The following is a 23,631-nucleotide window of genomic DNA, read 5'->3' as shown; positions in this document are numbered from 1 at the left end:
ACGAAAACTTTTTAACTTTTCAAAATTATCATTTTTAAATTCTTTTATTTAATGGTTATTCTTGTTTACAGTTTACTTATCTATTTTTTAATTTACTCATAGCAACTTTTAATTTGATTAATACGTTCAATAAAACTATCTATATACTTTTGAGGTCCTAAAATACGAGCTAATGGTGCCATTTGATATGCGATGTAGTAAGCATCTAATTCTGTACAAGCAACTTTTACTATAATTTTTCCGTCATTTGTATTTTCTAATATTTCCACTATTGTATATTGTTGACGGAATAACTCCCATTTAGACTTATCAATTTCAACTGTAACAAGTTCTTTACTTTTTACTTCATCAAAGGTATGATTTGAAACTTTAAAATTTTCAATATGTCTTACACGTTCTGTATAAACTGTTTTTTCATATTCATATGTAAACCAATAATCATAATGCATATACATCGTTGATAATGGTTTTACTTCAATATTACGTCCTTTGATTTTCATCCAGACCAAACTTTTTTGACTAATTGCTTTTTCAATCAGCATTAATATTTCACCTGGAAATGATTCATCACGCTTTTTAAAGTGGTTTAACATTTCACTTAAAACTTTTCTATCTTCGATGCGCAAATTCTGTATTTCTCTTCTGAATAAGTTATATACATCTACATGCAAAATAGGTGTTAAACTTTTAATTTTAACCATAAGCCCTAGCAAAGCTAGCCCACTTAAACTGTTAAAACTTGTGATTAATTCATAACCATTCTTTTTATATACGATTTCAGTATTTCTATTATTCCAATGTTCACTTTCATAGAAAAAATCATTAATTGTTCTAACATCTCTTTGAATAGACTTCGTACTCACATTTCCAAAATCAGAAAGATCTGATTTTCTAACAGTTTCTCCATTTAGCAAACGTGTGAAGATATTCAAAACTCTTGTTGATTTATCCATGTTTACCATCTCCTACAGTTCAATATACAGTTAAGAGTGGACAATTAATGTCCATTACGCAATATTCTATTAAATCTATCAAATAAATAGGTTTATTATTATAAATAATTACCTATCTTACCCTATAGATAAACAAAAATGAGCAAAACTGTTTATATTTATCTCAAAATATAATTAAAAGATTGGAAAATGATTAATAAGACATTCAACCTCAAAAAACGCTATGAAAGCATTACAACTCTCATAGCGTTTCTTATTAATTAAACTGTCCCCAGATACCAAAGGCTGTATCACGAATAAATGCTGTGTTAGTTGTATCTGCTTCTACTTGCAACTCTTTTTTAAATGCATCTAGTGAAAAATCGTTGCTTAACACTTGATGTGATTGCATTCTCGGCAACATCACTTCTACAAGCCATGCAAGATCGTTATCTTTAGACGTCTGCATCACTACTTCTGCCATCACATGCGGGTTTTCATTACCAAGTTGGATATACATATCGTAGAGTTTTTCCCCGATATGAATGTCTCCGCCTTCTAACCCAACTGTCTGCCAAATCCACTGGATTGCTTGTTGATGCCTAGGCAAACTATCTCCGCCTGTACCACCATTAATTGCATCGCTTTCTTGAAAAATAAGCATCCCGTCCGTCTTAAGAAATGGTTTCAGATTTTCCAAAGCCTGCATTGGTTCTGGCAAATACATAAGTACACGGCGCCCTACTATAGCATCGAACGTTCCTAAATCTTCAGGCAAGTCATAAATATCCGCTTCTCTGTATTCAATATTCTCTCCATTATGATTTTGTTTTGCAAGATTCAACAGTTGTGTATTTGTATCGATACCAGTAACTTTTCCAGAATCACCGACGAGCGCTGCTATTAATCCAGTAACCTCACCCGGTCCGCAGCCTACATCTAATACGTGCATGCCTGGATGAATATTCGCATCTTCTAATAGTCTTAGTGTGAAATCATTACGGTTATTCGTCATCATAAACTCCCTTTGCATTGTGACTTTCATATCCTAGTATATCAAAGCTCAGTATTTAATTTATTTCTGTCTCTCTTTTCTTATTTACCCAGAATAACACCGCTGGTAATATAGCGTACCCAATTACCATAGCTGTAATAGCATAATAATTCAACATAGTACCATGATCCGTTTTAATAGAGAACTGACCTTTCCAATCAAACATGACTAATAACAATACTGTTAAAAGCAATGAAATCGCTGGTAAAATAACATCTGTCACAACATTTTTATGCACATTTTCTAATACATGACCTCTTTCTTTTCCAAAATAAAACATCAATACGCCTATCGGTACAACTAAAAACTGAATAAACCTAGAAATAGAACTTAAAATGATGATACTTGTCATATCATATTGGAACGCCATCGGTAAAACTGCAGCTACGATAAAAGTAGTAAGAAATGCAATGAATGGAAAACCTTGTTTCGTACGCTGTTTAAACCAATGCGGCACCTGATTTTCATTCGCGATCGCCTCTAAAATCCTTGGCGTCCCAAATGAAGCCGCCACATTAATACCGAACATTGAAACTAAAGCACCATACAAAATAATGTTATAAATAATTGGTGAATCAAACACTGCTACTAATGATACAACTTCTTTTGTTTTAATAAGTGCTCCCGGATTTACCATCATCGTTACTACTATAATCCCTATATACACAACCCCAATGACTAAGATAGCTAACGGAATCGCTCTTGGTAAATTCCTTTCAGGTTTTTTCATGTCTTCTGAGGCATTCGCAACACTTTCAAAGCCAGTAAAAGCATAGAAAGCAGCGATGACAGCCATAACCAAAGTAGAACCATTAATATTTGAAGTATCTACAATACTATTAATCTCATTAAAGCGATTTTCACCTGTCATAATAACCACAATAGCTCCAGCTACAATCGTTGTCACTAACGCCAACAATTTCCCAATTGTAGAAAGGTTATTGATAATTGTAAAAATTTTGTTGCCGGACATATTAATGATGAGCAATATAAGCATTAATAACAATAATCCTAATGTAATCATCCAAAATTCAGTGTTATCTCCGCCAAAAATAGTAATCACCGTTTTAACTACTGCAGTAGCCATAACACCCCAAGCAATGCTCGCCGCTACAAACCTCGTAATACCGATATAGAAACCGATATTTTTTCCAAATGCCGCTGTAGCGTATGCATAAGCAGCACCACTTTTAGTTACATATTTAGCAGCCGCAGCAAAAGTTATCGCTAAAACAGCTGCTAATAATGCTGCTGCTACATAGACAATCGGTGTATACTTCCCTGCTATTTTAATTACTGCAGCAGGAGATAAAAATATCCCAGAACCAATGATTGAATTAATCGCAAATAAAACTATGGACCAAAACCCTAACTTTTTCATAACATCACATACTTTCTCCAAGTTTGTCACTGCTTATTTCAAAGTAAATTGGTACTAAAACTTACATTCGGTTATATTTATTAAAAGTATTGCGATAAATTTTAGAATATTCAAAATTTTAAAGGTGAAAATATTTCAGTAGCAATACAGCACTCAAATAATCAGTGCTCTTTTGCTACTTTTTTCTTTGCATCTCTACGATGATTAATCCAGAACAATACCGCAGGTAATACGATATAACCAATCACCATCGCAATGATTGCTGAATAATTCAAAACTAGTTCTCCATGATGTTTCACGGAAAACTCGCTTTTCCAATCAAATCTAAAAAGCATAAAGACTGTTAAGAATAATGCAAAGCTTGGCATAAACATGTCTGTAAAAATATTCTTTTTCGCTGAATCCAATACATCATCATGCGCTCTTCCCATGTAAAACGTAATTAATGCTGCAGGAACAATAAGAAACTGAACAAATCTAGAAATCGCACTGAGTACAATGATGCTATCCATATCGAAACGAAATGACATCGGTAATAGCACAGCAACTACTGCAGTAGCTAAAAATGCATTCAGTGGAAAACCATACTTATTACGATATTTAAACCATGTCGGCAGTTGTCCTTTTTCAGCCACAGATTCCAACATACGCGGAATAGAGAATGATGTCGCAATATTGATACCGAACATTGAAATTAATGCTCCATATAAAATAATGTTATAGAGAATCGGTGATTTAAATATCGCAACAAGCGATACAACTTGTTTTGTTCTCAACAATGCTTCAGGGTTAATCATCATAATAATCGTAATCAAACCTATAAAAGTAGTACCGATAATCAAGATTGCTAACGGAATTGCTTTAGGCAGATTCTTTTCAGGCGATTGCATATCTTGTGAACCATTCGCCACATTCTCAAAACCAGTGAAAGCATAAAACGCTGCAATAATGGCCATCACAAAACCTGAAGAATCTAAATGAGATGTATTAACAAGGTGATCAATTTCATAATAATGTGATTTACCTGTTGAGATAATTATAATCAAACCAGCTATAATCACTGTTCCCAATGAAATTAACTTACCTGCTGTTGAAAGGTTATTCACGATTTCAAATAATTTTGTGCCAAAGATATTAATGCAAAATACAATTATCATTAAAATCAAAATGCCGACAGTAACCCACACAGGGTCATTACTAGGTCCACCTGAAATCACTAAAATTGTTTTCACAACAGCAGTTGCCATAACGCCCCAAGCAATACTGCCTGCGATGAATTGTGCAATACCTACATAAAAACCTATGTTTTCTCCAAAAGCAGCAGTAGAATAGGCATATGCTGCGCCACCCTTATTTACATATTTCGCAGAAGCTGCAAAAGAGAGTGCAAGTACGCCTGCAAATGATGCAGCAATCAAATAGACAAGCGGTGTATATTTACCTGCCATGCCTACTACCGTACCAGGCGATAAGAAAATACCTGACCCCACTATTAAGTTAATCGTCAATAATACAATTGACCAAAATCCAAGTTTATTCACCTTATCACCACCTTTTCCGCCAATTTAACAAAAAAGATATACCATTGTGTATTAATTACCCTTAAATTGTAAATATAAGGCTCACTCACATACAAAAACCCGCATTTATGCCTATTCAACATAAATGCGGGTTTTCAAATTGTTTATTTTCTTGTTGCTACTTTAGAAACATACGATGATGGTTTATCTTTATCATAAATTGTAAGACCTGTAATATCTTTGGCATTTTTTGAAGGCACAAATAAGCTGACTACATACCCGAAGATAAAAGCGATAAAGAATGAAATAATTGATACATAGAATGGTGAGTTTGCGCCGCCTACACCTTTCATCAGATATGCAACAACTACACCAGTAAGTAATCCGACGATAACGCCAAATGTGTTAGCGCGTTTCGTAAAGATACCAACTGCAAAGATACCCGCTAAAGGTACACCGAATAATCCAGTTACAAGTAAGAATAAATCCCATAAGTTGTTAGAATCAGCAGCAATTAAGTAAATTGCGATACAATAACTTAATAATCCTGCAATCACAATTGTAATTCTCGCAAAGCGTACTTCGCTCTTCGCATCTTTTCCTTTTCCGAAGAAACGATCTTTAATATCTTCAGATATACAAGCTGAAATCGAGTTCAGACTTGAAGAAATTGTAGATTGTGCTGCTGCAAAGATTGCTGCGATTAACAATCCGCCTACAAACGGAGGCATTTCTGTCAAAATGAAATAAGGTACAACTGAAGAAGTATTAAATCCTTCAGGAAGTGATTCTGAATGTTTGTAGAATGAATACATCATTGTACCCATACCGTAGAAAATTGGTGCTGAGATTAAAGCTAACAAACCATTAATCCATAGTGATTTCTTAGTTTCATCAATAGAGTCTGATGCTTGGTAACGTTGTACTACATCTTGACTGGCTGTATATTGATGTAAGTTATTAAAAATATTTCCCAGGAAAATAATTGGAAGTGCTGCAGCTGCAGAATTCAACTTCCAGTTATCTGCACTCAGTAATTTTTTATTCGCAATCGCATCATGTGTGATTGTCCCAAAACCACCTTTGATTTCCATAGCTCCGATGATGATAATCATCAAAGCGCCTCCTAATAAAATAACACCTTGTATAAAGTCACTCCATACTACGCCTTCAAATCCGCCTAAGAAAGTATAAAGGATACATAAGATACCCACTAAACTCGCTACTAAATATGGATTGATATCAGACACCGCTGTAATCGCTAATGTCGGTAAATAGATAACAATGGCAATACGGCCTAAGTGGAAAATAACAAATAATAATGATCCGATTACACGTACACTTGGCCCAAAACGTGCTTCTAAGTATTCATATGCTGATGTCACCTTTAATTTTTTAAAGAATGGCACGTAAAATGCGATAAGTAATGGAATAATCGCCACAATCGCGATGTTTCCGGCAATATAAGACCAATCTGTCAAAAATGCTTTCTCTGGTGTCGACATAAACGTAATCGCACTTAATGTCGTAGCATAAATTGAGAAACCAATTGCCCATGAAGGAAGGCGTCCGCTTGCTGTGAAGAAACTATCTGTGCTTTGACTCGCACGTTTGGTAAAATAAGCACCGACTAAAAGCATCACTACAAGATACAAAATAACCGCTACCCAGTTCCATGCGCCAAAACCAACCTGTTGCATAAACAACACCCCTTAAACAATATTCTATTTTACAAATTGTATTTATTTACTAATTCATCTAAAGCTGCTCTGTTCTCTTCGTTGAATGGCGCGAATGGGCGTTTCGGTAATCCACTATCGATGCCACGGTATTTTAAGATTTCTTTTAATGTTGGATAAAGTCCTAATTCTAAAACTTTAGTAATAATATCATTTGTTTCATGCTGAACTTGATATGCTTCATCAACTTTGCCTTGTTGTGCAAGTTCAAAAATTTGGCGTGCACGTTTCCCATTGACGTTATAAGTAGAACCAATAGCTCCGTCTACACCTGAAATGACTGCTTGAATCAACATTTCATCAAAACCTGAGAAAATCAGCTTATCTGGATATGCTTTACGCAGACGTTCTAATAAGAAGAAATTAGGTGCAGTATATTTCACACCGATAATCTTTTCGTGATTGAAGAGTTCTCCAAATTGATCAACATCGATATTTACACCTGTCAAATCAGGAATTGAATAAATAATCATTTTGTTTTGTGTTGCTTCAATCAAATCGAAATAGTATTGTTTAATTTCCTCGAATGACAATGGATAATAAAACGGTGTCACAGCTGAAAGTGCATCATAGCCTAATTCAGTTGCATATTTACCCAACTCAATTGCTTCATTTAAATCGAGCGATCCGATTTGAGCAATCATTTTCACATCGTCTCCGACTGCATCTTTAGCAATTTTAAAAATTTGTTTTTTCTGTTCTGTATTAATTAAAAAGTTCTCTCCAGAACTACCATTAACATATAAACCATCTAATTCTTCGTTTTCGATGGCATTCTTTGCAATTGCTTTTAATCCCTCTTCTTTGACCTGTCCATTTTCATCAAATGGTACAAGTAATGCAGCATATAATCCTTTCAAATTTTCTTCCATTTTGCATTCCTCCAAAATAAGTTATCTATATTTTTCTGTCCTAAATGATAAATTTCGCTTGTCCTACTTTTATTTCGTATTTACAAACCTAATTGTAAACGCTATCATTTTGCTGAACAACTGAAATTGAAAAATTTTAACACAATTGTTCTAATTTAATGAAAATAATTTTCAAAAAGAGTTATAGCCTTTCTGAAATCTATCGTTATGAATATAATGGTTATAAATATAGGAGAAATTTAGTATGTATAGCATTGCAGTAGACATCGGCGGAACGAACATCAAAGCTGCCGTATTAGACAACGATTTAAATATCATCGAATATGTGAAGATTCCAACACCTGACAATATAGAAGTACTTATAGTAGATGAAGTTCGTCGATTAATTATTGATTACATAGAGCAACACGAACTTTCATCGCCGTTTATCGGTATTTCCAGTGCTGGCGTGGTTGATTCAGAGCGCGGAGAAATTGTTTATACTGGTCCAACCATTCAAAATTTTGATGGCACTAACTTTTATCGTGCTTTAAGTGATTTATCAAACAATATTAAAATATATAATGATGTGGATTCTGCACTGTTAGGTGAACTTGCTTTTCAACATTATGAAGAGGAAAATATCTTTTGTTTAACACTAGGTACTGGTATCGGTGGTGCGTTTTATAATCGTGATATCGGTCTATATCCTGGAGAACGTCATCGTGCGAATGAAATTGGTTACTTACTCTATCGCGCCGAAGATGATAAGACATTTGAAAAACGCGCTTCTACTTCTGCTTTAAAAAATTTGATGCTAGAGAACGGTTTTGAATTTGAAACAGCAGTTCCTAAATTATTTGAATTAGCAGAAGAAGGACATACACAAGCGAGAGCAATATTAAATCAATGGTCTGCTTATGTTGCTGAAGGAATTGCTCAAATTCAAATTATGTATGATCCTGGCTTGATTTTAATTGGAGGTGGAATTTCTGCACAAGGTGAAACATTACTAAAATATATCGAACCTAAAATACATGATTTCTTACCTCCTGATTATGGCATCGCACGCTTACAAACAACTCAAACTGAAAACAATGCTGCACTTTTTGGTGCAGTTTCAGTAAAATAAAAAAACCGTTCCACTCAATGTCGAATTACTTTAAAACATTGATTTGGAGCGGTTTTTAACTCCCCTTCAGTCTTACTTCAGACAAACGTCAGACTAACCCAACGAATCTTTCTTCCCTAAAATAGTTTGGCGTGTATGCTGATAACTTTTATGCATATAAGCATTGTTCAACAATAAGTAACACACAATATCCATTAAAAATGTAGTCGCTATTTGAGTGTTGATAAAGCGTGTATCATGAATGCGTGATTGATCACTGGTAATCAAAACAAGATCAGCATGTTCTGTAATCGTGCTTCCTTCATAATTTGTAATGACTGCGACATACGCCCCTTGCTTATGTGCAATTTGAGCAGCTTCTGCTAGTTCAGTTGTTTCACCGCTATTAGAGATAGCGACAAACATATCTTTTGATGAAAGCAGTGACGCTGATATTTTCATTTGATGTGTATCTGTTGAAACCATTCCTTTAACACCCATACGTAATGTTCGATAATAAAATTCACTCGCAGTTAATCCCGAGCTTCCTAATCCTGCATAACTCACTTGGCGGCTTGTTTTCAAATAATGGGCAAAACGCTTAATTTTTTCTTCTGATATGAATTCTCCAGTTTGTTGAATAATACTTTGATGATAACGATGAATTTGTTGAACAAGCGGTGCATTTTCTACAACTTTTTCAGATTTTTCATGTTGTAGATTAAACTTCATATCTTGGAAATTCGCATAGTCCAACTTATTGCTAAAACGTGTAATTGTAGCTGGTGAAGTACCAATTGCATGTGCGAGTGAATTGATAGTCGAAAAACTATCATCTAATTCATGCGTTTGCACAAATTCTACGATTTTCTTATCCATTTTGGTTAGTAAATGACGATTTTGCTGAACACGATTTTCAAATTTCACAGTTTCATCCCCCTCGTTTCTTAGTTTAACTTTAGTATAAATGAAAATCTTTTTCAAATCGTTATTTATAATTGATTAAAATTTTCTTGGTGCTATGATAAAGATGATAAAGGAAACTAGCCTACTTAATTTACAAATACACTAGAGAGATGGAGAGTGTCGTTATTATGTTGCCACAAGGATTAATAGTTTCATGCCAAGCATTGCCTGATGAACCATTGCATTCATCATTTATAATGTCAAAATTAGCACTTGCTGCTTATGAGGGTGGCGCAGTTGGTATTCGTGCTAATACAAAAGAAGATATCGAAGCAATTAAAACAGAAGTCCCTCTGCCTATCATCGGTATCGTCAAACGAGATTACGAAGGTTCGGATGTATTCATTACTGCTACTTCTAAAGAAGTTGATGAATTAATTGAAAGTGGTTGTGAAGTCATCGCTTTAGACGCTACAAAACAAAAACGTCCGAAAGAGTCGTTGGAAGAATTAGTAACCTACATTCGTAAACATGCACCTAATGTAGAAATTATGGCAGATATTTCTACAGTTGAAGAAGCCATCAATGCTGACAAACTAGGTTTTGATTATGTTGGTACAACGCTTCGCGGTTATACTTCTTATACTAAAGGCCATATTCTTTTTGAAAATGATTTTGCATTTTTAAAAGAGGTTTTAGAGAAAGTAAATGCAAAAGTTATTGCTGAAGGAAACGTCATTACACCTGAGATGTATCAAACTGTCAGCAATCTCGGCGTGCATTGTACAGTAGTAGGCGGCGCAATTACACGTCCGAAACAAATCACAGAACGCTTTGTTCAAGCAGCAAAAGATCAGTCATAAGCAAGTTGGGAGAATCAGAATTATGGAAATTTATAATTTAAAGGACAAAAACACAGCAAGTATTTATACAGCAATAGAGATGCTGAAAACAATCAAGAAAAAGCCTAATGCAATTTTAGGTTTAGCTACAGGTTCTACAATGGTTGATCTCTATCCTCAATTGTCCGACCTATTAAAATCTAATAAAACAGATGTCAGTCAGGTGCGCACTTTTAATCTGGATGAATATGTTGGCCTTAATGCAGACCATACACAAAGTTATCATACGTATATGAATGAACGTTTATTTAAACAATATGATGGCTGGAATCAAAATAATATTCATATTCCTAAGGGCATTTCAGATGCAATGGAGCATGAAGGCGAACGTTACGAAAAATTACTGCAAGAGATCGGTCAACCTGATATTCAAATTCTTGGCATCGGTGAAAATGGACATATCGGTTTCAATGAACCTGGCACTCCTTTTGACAGTGTTACACGCATTGTGGATTTAACGCCTTCTACGTTGCATGCCAATAGTGTACACTTCGAAACTGAAGATGAAGTACCGAAGCAAGCTGTTTCAATGGGACTTTCTTCCATTATGCGCGCGCAACGTATTATTTTACTTGCTTTCGGCGAGAAAAAAATTGACGCGATTCAACGTCTAGCAACCGGTAATGTTTCTGAAGATCTTCCTGCTTCAATCTTGCATAATCACCCGAATGTCGAGATTATTGTTGACGAAACAATTTATCAAGCACTCTAAAACTGGGCTAATGCTCAGTTTTTTTATACTTTATTTTTGTTGTTAGCAATTATTAAAATTATTATAGTAAAGATGTCTAAAATCATTTAAACTTATCTTATAGATTAAAAATGGGGGATATCAAATTGAAAAAGATTTTTAGCATCTTTATTTTTCTTTTCTTACTCATAGGTATATGTTTCACAGGATATCTAGCATTTACAGACGATTCACATCAAAAGGGTCAAAAAAATGTATCAGAAAAGAAAGACTCTACAAAAGAGCCTAAAAAAGACAAAGACAAAGATAAAAACAATAAAGATAACACTGAAAACAATCAAAATGCTGAAACAGAGGCAAGTATACCTACTGAACAAAATTATGGTGCTGACTACAACAATCAAACAGCTGTACCTGATGGAAACAGTTATAATAATCAAAATGTACAAAACCCTCAAAGCAATGCCAATACTCTAGATGCTTCAGTTGAAAACAACACAGAAGATAACTCAGGGTATGCTGCACAACAAGAAATATATGAAAAGGCTGCTCGAGGAGAAATAGCCGAACCTGGAGCTGAAGTAAATTCAGGTTCATCTGTACCACAATAACATGATTTAAGCGCACCCGAGAGGATGCGCTTTTTTGATATCAGAACCATCTTTTCTTTTTGAATAACACGATTAAGGCAATAGATAATAATGCCATTACACCAATAAAGACGAAATAACTATATTTCCAATGTAATTCCGGCATATTAGTAAAGTTCATACCAAACCAGCCTGTAAGTAGTGTTAATGGGAAAAATATAGATGAAAGTATGGTTAAAACATTAATCACACTATTAATTCGTCCTGAATGATAGGACTGATTATTATCTTTAATCTCATCGGTCAATTCTTCGCACGCTTTCAATGTAGCAGATTGGTGTTTCAATTGATTTAATATACGATGCACCATCCGCTTCTTATGCTGATCTCCTACAAAATGATTTGACTCCTGAATGGTTTCTGCCAATTGTTCCATTGGAAGAATAACACGTTTCAATTTAATAATTTCTGCACGTATATTATAAACTTCCTTCATCATTTTCTTATTTTGGTCAGAATCAACATTTTGATATTCTAAGTTGAAGACTTCTTCTTCTATCTCATCAACGTACGTAAAATATGACTTAATAACCTCATGCAATAATTTTAAAGTGATAATTTCTGCATCAGGTTTAATATCACTATTTTTCACAGATTTTTGTAAATAATCTATGATAGGAACCTTAGAATCGTGAATCGTCACTAAACTATTTTCCGTTATCGTAATATTTAATGGACGCGCTGAGAAGTCTTTTGTATCTAATGTATGCACCACAATATGCTTAATATCTTCTTCCTTATTGTGATAGATATCAGGATGACCAAGTGTATAAATGGATGAAGCAACTTCATCTTGGTTCAAATTCAAATCATTTTGAAGATAATCTCGTTCTTCTTTTGTGGGTTGGATACAGTCGTACCATATAAAGTTACTGTCTTTTGGCACATCATCAAGATGACTAGTTGTAACAATGTTTTGATTTTTATCTTGATACATACAAGTTATAGTCATTATGTTCACGCCTTTTCATGTGTTGATTTTATGTATTAATTACCACTGTTGAAGCAGTTGAAAACTCTTTCGAAACAAAATGACCCCTGAAGTAACACGATTACTCCAGAAGTCATTAAGTTTCAGTTTAAAACCATTTTTTCTTTTTAAATAACGTCACCAGCACAGCTGTAATAATAATAGCAATAACAATAAAGACTGGATAACTGTATTTCCATTCTAATTCTGGCATGTATTTGAAGCCCATGCCGTACCAACCGCACAAGAAAGACAATGGAAAGAAGATAGATGAGATAATCGTTAACACATTCATAACCTTACTGATGCGTGTTGTATGATAAGATTGATCGTTATCTTTAATCTCATCTGTTAAATCCTCACACGATGCTAACGTTTCAGTTTCATGTCTCAATTGATTATAAATGTCGTAAAACAACTGCGATTTTTGCGAGTCTTTTTCGAAAGTACCGAATGCTTTAATCGTATCAATTAACTGCTCCATTGGTAATAAGATGCGTTTCAACTTAATAATTTCTGCTCTGATATCGAATACTTGCTGCATAAGCTTTTTATTTCGCGCTGATTCCATATTATATGTTTCAAAGGCAAAGACACGCTCTTCAATTTTTTCTACATGTACAAAATAAGTATCAACAATCTCTTCTAAAAGTGATAATGTCACTAATTCAGCATCAGCCTTAAGTTGATGGTCCAATAGCTTTTGTTCTACATCTGAAACTATCGGCAATTCAGAGTGATGCAATGTAACTAAAGTATTACCTGCAATGGTAATACCTAGTGCACGTGCTGTAAAATCCTTATCGACTAAAGTATGTGCAATAATGTGTCGTGCTTCCCGGTGCTTATTCCGTGAAATATCAGGTTGAGATAATGTATAAACTGATGATTCTATTTCTTTCGTACTTAATTTAAATGTTTGTTTCAAAAACTCTTTTTCTTCATTCGTAGGTGCTATCATGTCATACCAAATGAATTCACTGTCTTTTGGTACTTCATGAATATGTTCAGTTGATTGAAACTGGTGCGTTTTATCTTGATACATACACCTAACTGTCATCTGCTTCACCCCTCTATTTATGATGCAATTTATTGGTCTTTACCACTAATAGAGGGAGCGAAACTCCGCTTCTTCGTTTTCGATTTTTATCGCTTAAGCAAAAATAACTTTCACTACTCTCCAAAATGACTCCCATAGTTCTTGAGGTGTACCTGTCATTTATATTCCTCCTCTCTAAAAAGGTTTTTCTTAAAGTTTTTAGCTTGTAACAGCTTCACTCTTCACTGCATCTTCAGCAATACCTAACCAAAATTGACGTAAGTCTTCTGTTTTAATTTGTGCTTCTGTCGCATCCGTACCAACGAAATCTCCATGATCCCAATCATGTTGAATTGGAGAAACTTGCCATACACCTTTTTGTACTTCATCTGTTACAGGAGTTGCGTTTTGGCCGAATGGATGTTGTGCTGAAATTGTGGAAACTAACCCATCATTTTCACGCCATTCTTTCTCATCAGCTTTACCAATAACATTACCAGTAAGGCGTTTAGATGCAGCCATATGAATATCTGAACGTTGTCTGTCGTTTAATCCTGGACGTGTCGATTCCCCTGTATAAGATTTGTATACAATATTCGGATTTAATGATGTACGTTCATTCAGTTCATTTGCACCTTTGCGTGATAAATCATATAGTGCATTATCTGTAGTGGTCCAAAGTTTACTTTGTTTCTTTACACGTTCAACATAATCTGGGTAAGACTCATCTTCACCTTGTTTGAAGCCCCATTGAGCCAACCCGTAGTCTACTTGGGAATATTTATTACCTTGCAATTTCATGTTGTCATATAATACTTGGCGTATAAAAGCCTCATTACCTACATCAGCTGCATGCGTACCATTATGCGGAGAAGCGACTGTCGTAATTGAAGAGACCATGTTGTCATGGTTACCTTGGAATAATGGCGAGATTGTTCCTCCATGTGCTTTTTGATAATCGATTTCTTCTTGATTGCCGTTACGCAGGAATTCTTCTAATTGACGAATTGTTTGTCCGCCCATACTATGTCCGACCAAATGTACTTTTTGACCTGGCTGCCATTCAGGGTATACACCTTCGTATGTTTTGCCGTAACGCTCATGTCCGTACTTTGCAGCATGAGCTGCCCCATAATCAACAGTACCGCCTTTAATATAGTAATAAAGTTCAACCGCACGATCATAGTTGCTGCCGTATGCTCCGATACTTGCTTCATAGACGTTATAGCCATTATTCTCTAAATCCTTCTGCAAGTCTGTGCGATCACCGCCCCAGTAGTTCCCGCTTGTAGGTCCGGCTGTTTCACCTACTAAACCATTGAAACCATGTACCAGTATAATAGGGTCTTGGTTCTTATATTGTTTTTGTGCAGCTGTTTTATTTGTTTGATCTGTAACAGGTTTCGCATTTTCTACTGTATTCTTATTATTTGTTGTTGCTGCAGCATTGCTTTTCAATACTTCAATACCTTTTTGATTGTCGTTTTTCTTATTGTCTTCAGGTTGTTTTGTATTAGGTTCGTTTTGATTAGATGTTTGCTTCAAAACAAAGTTATTATCTTGTTCTGAATGAGTAGGTTTTGGCGCTGCTTGTGGTTCAGATGGTTGTGCTTGAGCTGTGAATGGTTGTGTCGGCTGCTTTAGGGCAGGTTGTGTATTGTAATCTGAATTTTTATTTTGTAGATTTGTTTTATTTTCAGATTTAGGCAAAGCTTTTTCTATATTTTGTTTTACATTATTTGCAACACTGTTCAAATCTGTTTGAGCATCTGTTCCTACTTCTTTAGGATTGTCTGCTTTTTCATTTTCACTTACTGGTGGTTTAGTTGTCTTATTAGGAAACGCTTGTTTAGAAACATCATTTGTTTTATTGGCTTTATTTTCATTTTGCACATGCTTTAATGTATTTTCTGCTATTTTTTCAACAGGATATTGCTGGTCTTTGTTTGAAGTTGTCTGCGGTGCTTGTTCTGTAGCTATATTGCTTTGCTCTTTCGCTGTATCTTCTTCTGATGATTGCTTTAACGTTGCAGGTTTTTTCTCTATATTACTTGTTTCATCTGAGAGTTCACTTGTTTCGTCTGATGTGTTGCTCACTTGGTTGTTAGTACCCTTTTGAATGTTTGGTTGCACTTGATGTTGATCAATTTTTGACATTTCATTTTCATTTGTACTTTCTGATTGATTGTTTTGTGTAGGCAATGCTTGTGGTTGAACAGACGGCGATGCTGGTTGATTTGTATTCATTGCTTCAGATGTTTTATCTGACGGCTCTGTGCTCTTATGTAAATTTGATTGATCAGATGGACGGTCAATTTCTGGTTGTTTAACAAGTTCTGAAGATGAGTGTGTTTCCGTGTCGTTTTGGGTTGATTGCTGATGATTACTTTCAGACTGCGTATCTGATGTTTGCGTTGCATTAGCAGACTCTTGAACTTGTGCAGTATTTGTCTGCTTTTCAGGTGATGTTTCAGCTGCCTCTGCCCCTCCGCTTCCAATAAAAAATAAAGAAGCTACTAAAATAGATGACGTTCCAACTGCAAACTTGCGTATGCTGTATTTGTTTTCTCTCTTCTCCAAATTAATACACCTCATTTTTGTGATTTCTTAAGTTATACCTCATTCAACATAAGATATTCTTATTCTAATTAACGTGTATTAAAACTAAATTAAATGAACTTAAGTTGTTTGTTAATAATATTAAATATGTATATAACCGGAATATATATAGTGTTCGCCTGTACACCCTGCTCTGAAATTCAGTGTCGTTAAGTATCTTCTTTATATGCGGCATACTCTATTTTTTAAAAGCATCATACCTGCAAAAGTAAATATAAAAAAGATTGAAGCCAAATCTCACTTTGAGATCAGCTCCAACCATTGGATTAAAACAATTTATTTGTGGCCTAATGCTTTCAACGTATCTAAAGCGACTTCTTGGGCAGATTGTGGATTTTGCCCTGTAATCAAACGGCCATCTGCGACTACGAATGATGTCCAGTCGTCACCTTTTTCATATTCTCCGCCTTTATCTTTTAAAGCATCTTCTAAAAGATACGGTAAGTTATCCCCAACACCCATTTGTGATTCTTCACTGTTAGAGAAACCAGCAACTTTTTTATCTTTAATTAAGTTTTGTCCATCATTTTTAATGTTCAACAAGCCTGCTGGTCCATGGCATACGGCTGTTACGTAACCATTATCAGAATAGATTTTTTCTGCTAAGTCAATTAAACCTTTATCTTTCGCGAAGTCCCACATTACACCGTGACCGCCTGCGTAATAAATAACTTCATAATCATCTGCATTCAATTCTTCAGGTTTATATGAGTGATTTAATTTTGTCATGAATTTATGATCTGTATAATATTTCCAATCTACATCAGTCATAAAGTCTTCTTGTAAACTTGCAGGGTCAATCGGTACAAAGCCGCCTTCTGGACTCACATAATCGATTTCATAACCTGCTTTATAGAATTCATCAGCAAAGTGTACGACTTCTCCTAACCATGCACCTGTTGGACGTTCTAAATCTGGATACTTCGATACATTTGTGACTGCTACTAGAATTTTTTTCATTTCAGCTTCACCTCTCCAGTTATTTATACACGTAACTCTAACACTTAAACCTTAGTTTAAGGAAAATTATCTGCTTAAGATTGGTTATTTTTTCTAAAATTATTTCAGTGAACAATTGAGGTATAATACTTATTTTTTAATAGTAAAGAGTGAAAAAATTGTTTCATTCATATTTATTTTTTTATTTAAAACCGCGTCATATCAACGTTTTTGACCTTTTTTGACTAAATCTATAAACCGCGTGAGCACAAGGGTTGCGTTAGTTGCATAAACATTATAGAATACTTGTAGACAACTTGATTAATGCAATCAAAATTGTCTAATCATTCAAGTTAGGAGGGATAGACGTGACAACAATCAATCAACACAATGGTTTCAAACGGACTTTTCAAAAGGACCATTTAACTTTAGGTTTAATCATTCCTTTTGATAACTCTGAAAATATCGCATTGTCGTTTGAACAACAAGCTCAACTGGCGCAGTATGCTGAAGAACTTGGATTTACGAGCCTATTTGTAAGGGACAACCCGCTTTATAGCCCACATTTAGGTAATGTAACGACAAACTACGATCCGTTTGTATTTTTAACTTACCTCAGTGCTCAGACTAGTAAAATTGCTCTCGGAACATCTAGTATTGTTGCGACATTACGTCATCCAATTCACACAGCTAAAGCAGCTGCGACTCTAGACTTGATATCAGGAGAGCGATTATTAATGGGGCTTGCGACTGGAGACCGTAAATTTGAGTTTCCAGCATTCAAAGTCGAACCTGAATCATTATCTTTAAGATTCAGAGAAACCGTTGATTCATTGAAAGCACTATGGCAAGATCATTCCCCTCAAATTTCTAACTCTCTTTTTGAGTTATATGAGGATTCTGGTCTGCAAGTATTACCAAAAAACAATCATATCCCGCTTTTTGCGACAGGATATGCTAAACAAGACATGAAATGGATTAAAGAAAATATGGATGGCTGGATGTTTTATCCACAAGGTTTCCAACAACAAAAAGCGCTTTTACAAGAGTGGCACGACAACGATGAATTCAAACCTTTTATGCATCCGCTTGTTATTGACTTATCAAAAGATCCGAATGAAAGAATTAAACCCGTTAAGGGCGGCTATAGACTAGGCAGAAACACATTAATTAATGTATTAAAATCTTATGAACGTATTGGTACAAATCATATTATGTTGCACTTATTAACGCACGAAAGAACGTACCAAGATTTAATGAAAGAATTGGGCGATTATGTGATTCCACATTTCCCACCAAACATTACTAAGGAGGAACAAACTGATTATGAAATTATTAGATAGAATTAATGAACTTGCAAATAAAGAAAAAGAAATGGTACTTAGCACATCTGAAAAACAAGAACAACATGAATTGAGACAAGAATACCTTAAAATGATTCGCGGACAAGTTGTAAGCACATTCTCAACATTGAAAGTTGTAGATCCACTTGGTGAAGACGTAACACCAGATAAAATTTACAACCTACGCGAAGAAATGGGTACTTTAGATTTAAAACCTGAATAATAGATAAAAATATAGATGAATAGCAAAACCATATTGTAAAAGGCTAGGCAATTCCATAGAGGAGTTGTCTAGCCTTATTTTATGTTTCATATTCAAAATAATTATTTGTTGAAAATTGATTTTTTAAATCTTAGAACTACTAATCCAGCTACAGCAAAAATGCTACCTACTAAACCAGCAATCAAGCCATTAGATGATTCACCAGTTTCTGGTAATACTTGCGCTTCATTTTTTACATCATCATGTAAATCAGTTGCAGGATACCCTGCTGCATTAATTTGTTGAGCTTGTTGTGTTTGTCCATTTTGTTCAGCTTGTGGTGACTGTTGAGCTGCTGGAGCTTGATCAGCTTGAGCAGTTGTTGAAGTATTATCAGCAGGAGCATTGTTTTCAGCAAATTGATAGTTGCCTACATCTACATAAGGATTAGATTCTACTCCTCCGCTTCTATAAGTTACCTTACCATCTTTATAAACACGATATGCACCTGAACCAGAACCTGACTTATTACCAGTTCCGATTATATAATAATCACCTTCATCTCTTGCTGGGAAGAAATCTTGTGTTTCAGGGCCGAATCCATTTTCAGCTGCAACCTCTTGTGCAATGCTTATTGCATTGTCTTGATTTACTGAATCATAACTTGCTGCATCTGCGTTTACACCTGTAAATAATAATGTACCTGTTAATATAGCTGCTGCTGAGAAACCTAATTTTTTCATTCTTATACCATCCTCTTTATTTGTATTTGAAAATAAGAATAAATGTGCAATACATTTTTGTGCACTACAAAATATTTTCAACACAAATATACCACGGTCAACTGTTTAGTTAACCTCTTTCAACAAAAAGTAATAATTCTATTACATGAAATTAATAAATGTAAACTTTCAGAAATAAAAAGTGTACATTTATTGTCGGAATTTAAATCGGATTGATAATTTCCATAAATTTAAATTCACTATCTTCATATTCAAACTTTAAGATACAGCAGTTACCGAAATACATTTTTTCTACTTCTTCAATCGGCAGCCATTTTAACGTAAACAGCATTAATACATCTCCGTGACTAACAGTAATCACATTTTGTTTAGGAGTTTGTTTCATTATGTCAGTAAGTGTATTAACTGCTCTTTCTTGGACTTCATCTGCTGTTTCGCCGCCATAATTCGCAAAAAACTTTCCAAATAAAGCCACCCCTTTTTCACGAGGCGGGTTTAATAATTCTGATTCTCCTTCAAACATGCCGTAATTCCACTCTTTGATACCTTTCAATCTGGTATACGGTTCATTCGGAAACAAGATTTCTAATGTATCAGAGGCACGTTCTTGTGTAGAAGAAAACAATTCATAATCATTCAAATTCAATTGGTTCAAGTAGCATTTTGCTTTTTCTGCTTGTGCTTTCCCTAGTTCTGTTAAAGGTGAATCTGATGCACCTTGTATTTGTTTCTTCTGGTTAAATAGTGTCTGTCCATGTCGGATCAAATATAGTGTTTGTGTCATGCTGTGTACTCCTTCATTTCCTTAAATTTTCACTATTAGCCGTTATTTTTATTTACTAAATATTGAATAATGTTGCCCCGCTTTATTTTACCCTATTTTCTATATAATCCTCATTCATTTTTATAACGCTTATACCTATATACAGAAAATACTAAAAGTGCTAAACTGAACTAATTATCTACCTGCAAATAATAAATTTAAAATTATTTAGTATTTCAATTGAGCAAAGGAGTATCAGGTTTTGGACAACATCATCAGTTATTTACTTGTATCTTTGTTAATTATTATCATTCCTGGTCCTGACTTTTTCATTGTGGCAAACAATACAATGAAAGGAAGTACTAAGAATGGTGTCATGGCAGCACTCGGTATATCCAGTGGTCATGTGGTGTATTCTTCGATTGCAGCACTAGGTTTGATTTTCATTTTAACAAGTTCTTATTACGTATTTACTACTATTAAGTTTTTAGGTGCTTTGTACATTGCATATTTAGGCTTAAAAACAATTTTAAATGCACGGAAACCTGCTCCGATTGCTGCTGAAGATTATCAAATTAGAAATATCAGTTTGCTTAAATCCTATAGGCAAGGCTTTATGAGCACTATTCTCAACCCTAAAGCAATTCTTTTTTATATCTCAATTCTTCCACAATTTGTAAACAGAGACGAAGGCTCACTTAAAATAATCGCATTGTCTTCTTTATTTATATGCATTGTCTTCTTATGGTTTGCACTATGCAGTTTTATGTTTACTCATATTAAGAAATTATTTAATCAACCTGTTTTCAGAACTGTCTTCGATTACATTGTAGGTGTAATCCTTATCGGTTTAGCAGTCAGTATTTTAAACTTCAAACAGTAAAACAAAAACGCTGAATGGGAAATTCATCCATTCAGCGCTTCACTTTATTGTGTATATCTTTTTAAATGTTTTGAAGTCAATGTATCTTCTTCCTTAATGAAGTCTTTAGGAGTTCCGCTAAACAAGACTTTACCACCATCCAGACCAGGCCCTGGGCCAACATCTATAATCCAGTCCGCTTCACACATAATAGATAAATTATGTTCAATTAAAATGACCGTATTATTGCGACTCATCAAATCATCAAAACACTTCATCAACACCGGAATATCCGCTTCATGCAAACCTGTTGTAGGCTCGTCAAAGATAAACACACTATCTTGCACTTGTTCATCTAAATGCTGAGCTAATTTCACACGCTGCATTTCTCCTCCTGATAACGTAGATAACGGTTGTCCAAGTGTCATATATGTTAATCCAGTTTTGCTTAATGCTTCTAATTTAGACTTAACATCACTTTGCTCATCAAAGAATTCAATACCTTCATCAACCGTTAAATCAAGCACATCTGCAATTGAATAACCATCTACAGTCGCTTCTAATACCTCAGGTCTGTAACGTTTACCGTGACAGACTTCACATGTTTGAGAAAAGTCCCCCATAAAAGCAAGCTCTGTTTTAATGTATCCTTTACCTCCGCAATTCGGACAAGCTCCTTTTGAGTTGTAACTAAACATTGCTTTACTTAATCCCGTCTGCTTATGGAAAAAGTTTCTGACACTGTCGAAAACATCTAAATAAGTTAACAAATTAGAACGGCTTGAACCTTGTATCGCTTTTTGGTCCATAATAATCACATTATCTTCATCTTCAAAACCTGCTTTGATCAATGTACTTTTACCTGAACCAGCTACACCTGTAATGACGGTTAACACTTCTTTAGGGATATCTGCAGAAACTTCTTTTAAATTATTTTGTGTGACTGGCCCGATTTGATAAAAACCATCAGGTTGACGCACTTTATCTTTCAAATGATGTTTTTGACGTAGTGCTTTACCAGTAGAAGTATCTGACTCTAGTAATTCTTGATATGTCCCTTGAAAAGTAATTTCGCCACCGTCTTTACCCGAACCAGGACCCATATCGATAATATGGTCTCCATCTTTAATCACATCCGGATCATGTTCTACAATCAACACAGTATTTCCTTTGTCTTTTAAAGACTGCAAAATCTCATCTATTTTTGAAATATCTTCAGGATGCAGGCCGACACTCGGCTCATCAATAATATAAACTAAATCAGACAATGGGCTATTCAAATGACGTATTAATTTTAGACGTTGTGCTTCCCCACCTGAAAGTGTTGTCGTCACACGGTTTAGCGTCAAATAGCTTAAACCAATATAATCCAACGCTTCTAACTGCTCACGTAGTGGTCCAATAATATATTGAGCCGTCGGATTTTCTAATTGATTCAGAAATTCTAAATTCTCCTTAATCGTCATTTGCGTGAAGTCAGAGATGTTTTTACCATTAATTTTACAACTCAATACTTTTTGATTTAACCGTTGTCCGTGACATGTTGGACAAACCTTATTAGTGACCACATGTTTAAGATGTTTAGCATAACGTTTTTTGTTGAATTCTTTATCTCCTAAGAATATTCTGCTAAATCTTGGTATCAGGCCTACATATTTAGCTGATTTACGCCATTCCTCTGGAGGATTTTTTAATTTCATCGGTTCTTGATACAAAAATAAATCCAATTCTTCTTTAGAATAATCTTTTAGTTTTTTATCATTATCGAATAAGCCGCTATCTCGATAAGCTTTTCCTCGTTCTTTATCAGGACCGAAGGAAGGAAAATCAATTGCGCCTTCATTTAAAGATTTATCCCAATCCAGCAATTCGTCTAAATTGATATCTTCAATATAGCCTAGCCCCTCACATGTTTCACACATGCCGTTCGGGCTGTTAAATGAAAACACATCTGAATAACCAACAAAAGGCTCTCCGATTCTTGACCATAATAATCTGACAGCAGCATAGATATCAGAAGCTGTCCCTACTGTAGAACGAGAATTCCCGTTAAATCGCTTTTGACTGATTGTCATAGCAACTGGTAAATTTTTAATCTCTCCTACCTTTGGTTTAGGTTGTTGATTTAAATGAAACTGAATATAACTAGAATAACTTTCATTTAAAAGGCGTTCGGATTCAGCCGCAACAGTATTAAATACTAAAGAAGATTTACCTGAACCAGATTGCCCTGTAAACACTGTAATTAAATGTTTGGGTATATCGATATCAATGTGCTTTAAGTTGTTTTGCGAAGCGTCTTTTATATTAATATTGTTCATCGTTTCTCCTCCAATAGTCTCTATTTAGTTTCATGTTAAATATATTTACCCTGCTCAAACAAATAAAAAAGACTGAAATGCCCTAATTAAAGC

The 23,631-nt window shown here is 34.8% G+C and carries 21 protein-coding genes; 7 read left to right on the top strand and 14 right to left on the bottom strand.

The genetic code is table 11. The features are described 5' to 3' along the window. Window positions 1-92 precede the first annotated feature (92 nt). The 6 genes from A4G25_RS08310 to A4G25_RS08285 form a co-directional block, all read right to left on the bottom strand. A complete protein-coding gene (locus A4G25_RS08310) occupies window positions 93-953 on the bottom strand; it encodes a WYL domain-containing transcriptional regulator (protein WP_047132069.1) in 861 nt (286 codons plus the stop codon). A gap of 256 nt (window positions 954-1,209) precedes the next feature. Next, entirely contained in the window at window positions 1,210-1,947 is a 738-nt protein-coding gene (locus A4G25_RS08305; RefSeq protein ID WP_082107860.1) for a class I SAM-dependent methyltransferase, read from the bottom strand. Window positions 1,948-2,002: 55 nt separating this feature from the next. Beyond that, on the bottom strand, window positions 2,003-3,388 hold the full coding sequence (locus tag A4G25_RS08300; RefSeq protein ID WP_232011938.1) for an APC family permease: 1,386 nt from the start codon (window positions 3,386-3,388) through the stop codon (window positions 2,003-2,005). 140 nt (window positions 3,389-3,528) lie between these two features. Continuing rightward, window positions 3,529-4,908 (bottom strand): APC family permease, encoded by a 1,380-nt coding sequence (locus tag A4G25_RS08295; RefSeq protein WP_047132067.1) that lies wholly within the window; start codon window positions 4,906-4,908, stop codon window positions 3,529-3,531. A gap of 143 nt (window positions 4,909-5,051) precedes the next feature. After that, window positions 5,052-6,587 (bottom strand): sodium:solute symporter family protein, encoded by a 1,536-nt coding sequence (locus A4G25_RS08290; protein ID WP_047132066.1) that lies wholly within the window; start codon window positions 6,585-6,587, stop codon window positions 5,052-5,054. Between the two features lie 29 nt (window positions 6,588-6,616). Further along, complete coding sequence (locus A4G25_RS08285) at window positions 6,617-7,498, bottom strand: N-acetylneuraminate lyase (protein WP_047132065.1); 882 nt, start codon at window positions 7,496-7,498, stop codon at window positions 6,617-6,619. A 244-nt stretch (window positions 7,499-7,742) separates the two neighbouring features. Here A4G25_RS08285 and A4G25_RS08280 point away from each other — a divergent pair, with 244 nt between their 5' ends. Continuing rightward, on the top strand, window positions 7,743-8,609 hold the full coding sequence (locus A4G25_RS08280) for an ROK family protein (RefSeq protein WP_047132064.1): 867 nt from the start codon (window positions 7,743-7,745) through the stop codon (window positions 8,607-8,609). 93 nt (window positions 8,610-8,702) lie between these two features. On the opposite strand, the gene A4G25_RS08275 is transcribed toward A4G25_RS08280, so the two are convergent. Beyond that, window positions 8,703-9,515, bottom strand: a complete 813-nt coding sequence (locus A4G25_RS08275; protein ID WP_047132063.1) for a MurR/RpiR family transcriptional regulator — start codon at window positions 9,513-9,515, stop codon at window positions 8,703-8,705. A 167-nt stretch (window positions 9,516-9,682) separates the two neighbouring features. Here A4G25_RS08275 and A4G25_RS08270 point away from each other — a divergent pair, with 167 nt between their 5' ends. From A4G25_RS08270 to A4G25_RS08260, 3 genes are all read left to right on the top strand, one after another. Further along, complete coding sequence (locus A4G25_RS08270; RefSeq protein WP_047132062.1) at window positions 9,683-10,357, top strand: N-acetylmannosamine-6-phosphate 2-epimerase; 675 nt, start codon at window positions 9,683-9,685, stop codon at window positions 10,355-10,357. Between the two features lie 22 nt (window positions 10,358-10,379). Further along, the gene (nagB, locus tag A4G25_RS08265) at window positions 10,380-11,108 is read left to right on the top strand and encodes a glucosamine-6-phosphate deaminase (protein ID WP_047132061.1); all 729 of its coding nucleotides are present in this window, start codon (window positions 10,380-10,382) and stop codon (window positions 11,106-11,108) included. A 125-nt stretch (window positions 11,109-11,233) separates the two neighbouring features. After that, complete coding sequence (locus A4G25_RS08260; RefSeq protein ID WP_047132060.1) at window positions 11,234-11,698, top strand: hypothetical protein; 465 nt, start codon at window positions 11,234-11,236, stop codon at window positions 11,696-11,698. 40 nt (window positions 11,699-11,738) lie between these two features. Here A4G25_RS08260 and A4G25_RS08255 read toward each other — a convergent pair whose 3' ends face one another. The 4 genes from A4G25_RS08255 to A4G25_RS08240 form a co-directional block, all read right to left on the bottom strand. After that, on the bottom strand, window positions 11,739-12,689 hold the full coding sequence (locus tag A4G25_RS08255) for a CorA family divalent cation transporter (RefSeq protein ID WP_047132059.1): 951 nt from the start codon (window positions 12,687-12,689) through the stop codon (window positions 11,739-11,741). A 127-nt stretch (window positions 12,690-12,816) separates the two neighbouring features. Continuing rightward, window positions 12,817-13,767: a CorA family divalent cation transporter gene (locus A4G25_RS08250; protein ID WP_047132058.1), complete on the bottom strand. Its 951-nt coding sequence runs from the start codon at window positions 13,765-13,767 to the stop codon at window positions 12,817-12,819. A gap of 198 nt (window positions 13,768-13,965) precedes the next feature. Further along, window positions 13,966-16,326, bottom strand: coding sequence for a YSIRK-targeted triacylglycerol lipase (lip, locus tag A4G25_RS13320; RefSeq protein ID WP_047132057.1), 2,361 nt, complete (start codon window positions 16,324-16,326; stop codon window positions 13,966-13,968). Between the two features lie 315 nt (window positions 16,327-16,641). Further along, window positions 16,642-17,325, bottom strand: a complete 684-nt coding sequence (locus tag A4G25_RS08240; RefSeq protein WP_047132056.1) for a type 1 glutamine amidotransferase domain-containing protein — start codon at window positions 17,323-17,325, stop codon at window positions 16,642-16,644. 347 nt (window positions 17,326-17,672) lie between these two features. On the opposite strand from A4G25_RS08240, the gene A4G25_RS08235 reads away from it, so the two are divergent. Continuing rightward, window positions 17,673-18,647: an LLM class oxidoreductase gene (locus A4G25_RS08235; protein WP_047132055.1), complete on the top strand. Its 975-nt coding sequence runs from the start codon at window positions 17,673-17,675 to the stop codon at window positions 18,645-18,647. After that, a complete protein-coding gene (locus tag A4G25_RS08230) occupies window positions 18,631-18,870 on the top strand; it encodes a DUF896 domain-containing protein (RefSeq protein WP_015901637.1) in 240 nt (79 codons plus the stop codon). Before A4G25_RS08235 ends, A4G25_RS08230 begins: the two co-directional genes overlap by 17 nt. 101 nt (window positions 18,871-18,971) lie before the next feature. On the opposite strand, the gene A4G25_RS08225 is transcribed toward A4G25_RS08230, so the two are convergent. Both A4G25_RS08225 and A4G25_RS08220 read right to left on the bottom strand, forming a co-directional pair. Next, window positions 18,972-19,592, bottom strand: coding sequence for an LPXTG cell wall anchor domain-containing protein (locus A4G25_RS08225; RefSeq protein ID WP_052766751.1), 621 nt, complete (start codon window positions 19,590-19,592; stop codon window positions 18,972-18,974). 202 nt (window positions 19,593-19,794) lie between these two features. Next, a complete protein-coding gene (locus A4G25_RS08220; RefSeq protein ID WP_047132054.1) occupies window positions 19,795-20,376 on the bottom strand; it encodes a histidine phosphatase family protein in 582 nt (193 codons plus the stop codon). 241 nt (window positions 20,377-20,617) lie between these two features. Between A4G25_RS08220 and A4G25_RS08215 the strand changes: the two genes are divergently transcribed. After that, entirely contained in the window at window positions 20,618-21,238 is a 621-nt protein-coding gene (locus A4G25_RS08215) for a LysE family translocator (protein WP_047132053.1), read from the top strand. A 44-nt stretch (window positions 21,239-21,282) separates the two neighbouring features. Here the strand turns inward: A4G25_RS08215 and A4G25_RS08210 are convergent, their stop codons facing one another. Beyond that, window positions 21,283-23,538 carry an ATP-binding cassette domain-containing protein gene (locus A4G25_RS08210; protein WP_047132052.1) on the bottom strand — a complete coding sequence of 752 codons (2,256 nt, stop codon included), beginning with the start codon at window positions 23,536-23,538 and terminating at the stop codon, window positions 21,283-21,285. Window positions 23,539-23,631 lie beyond the last annotated feature (93 nt).

Origin of the sequence: Staphylococcus condimenti (assembly GCF_001618885.1) — a bacterium.
GTDB lineage: Bacteria > Bacillota > Bacilli > Staphylococcales > Staphylococcaceae > Staphylococcus > Staphylococcus condimenti.
The sequence above is the reverse complement of the archived record's forward strand: the minus strand, read 5'-3'. Positions and strand labels throughout refer to the sequence as shown.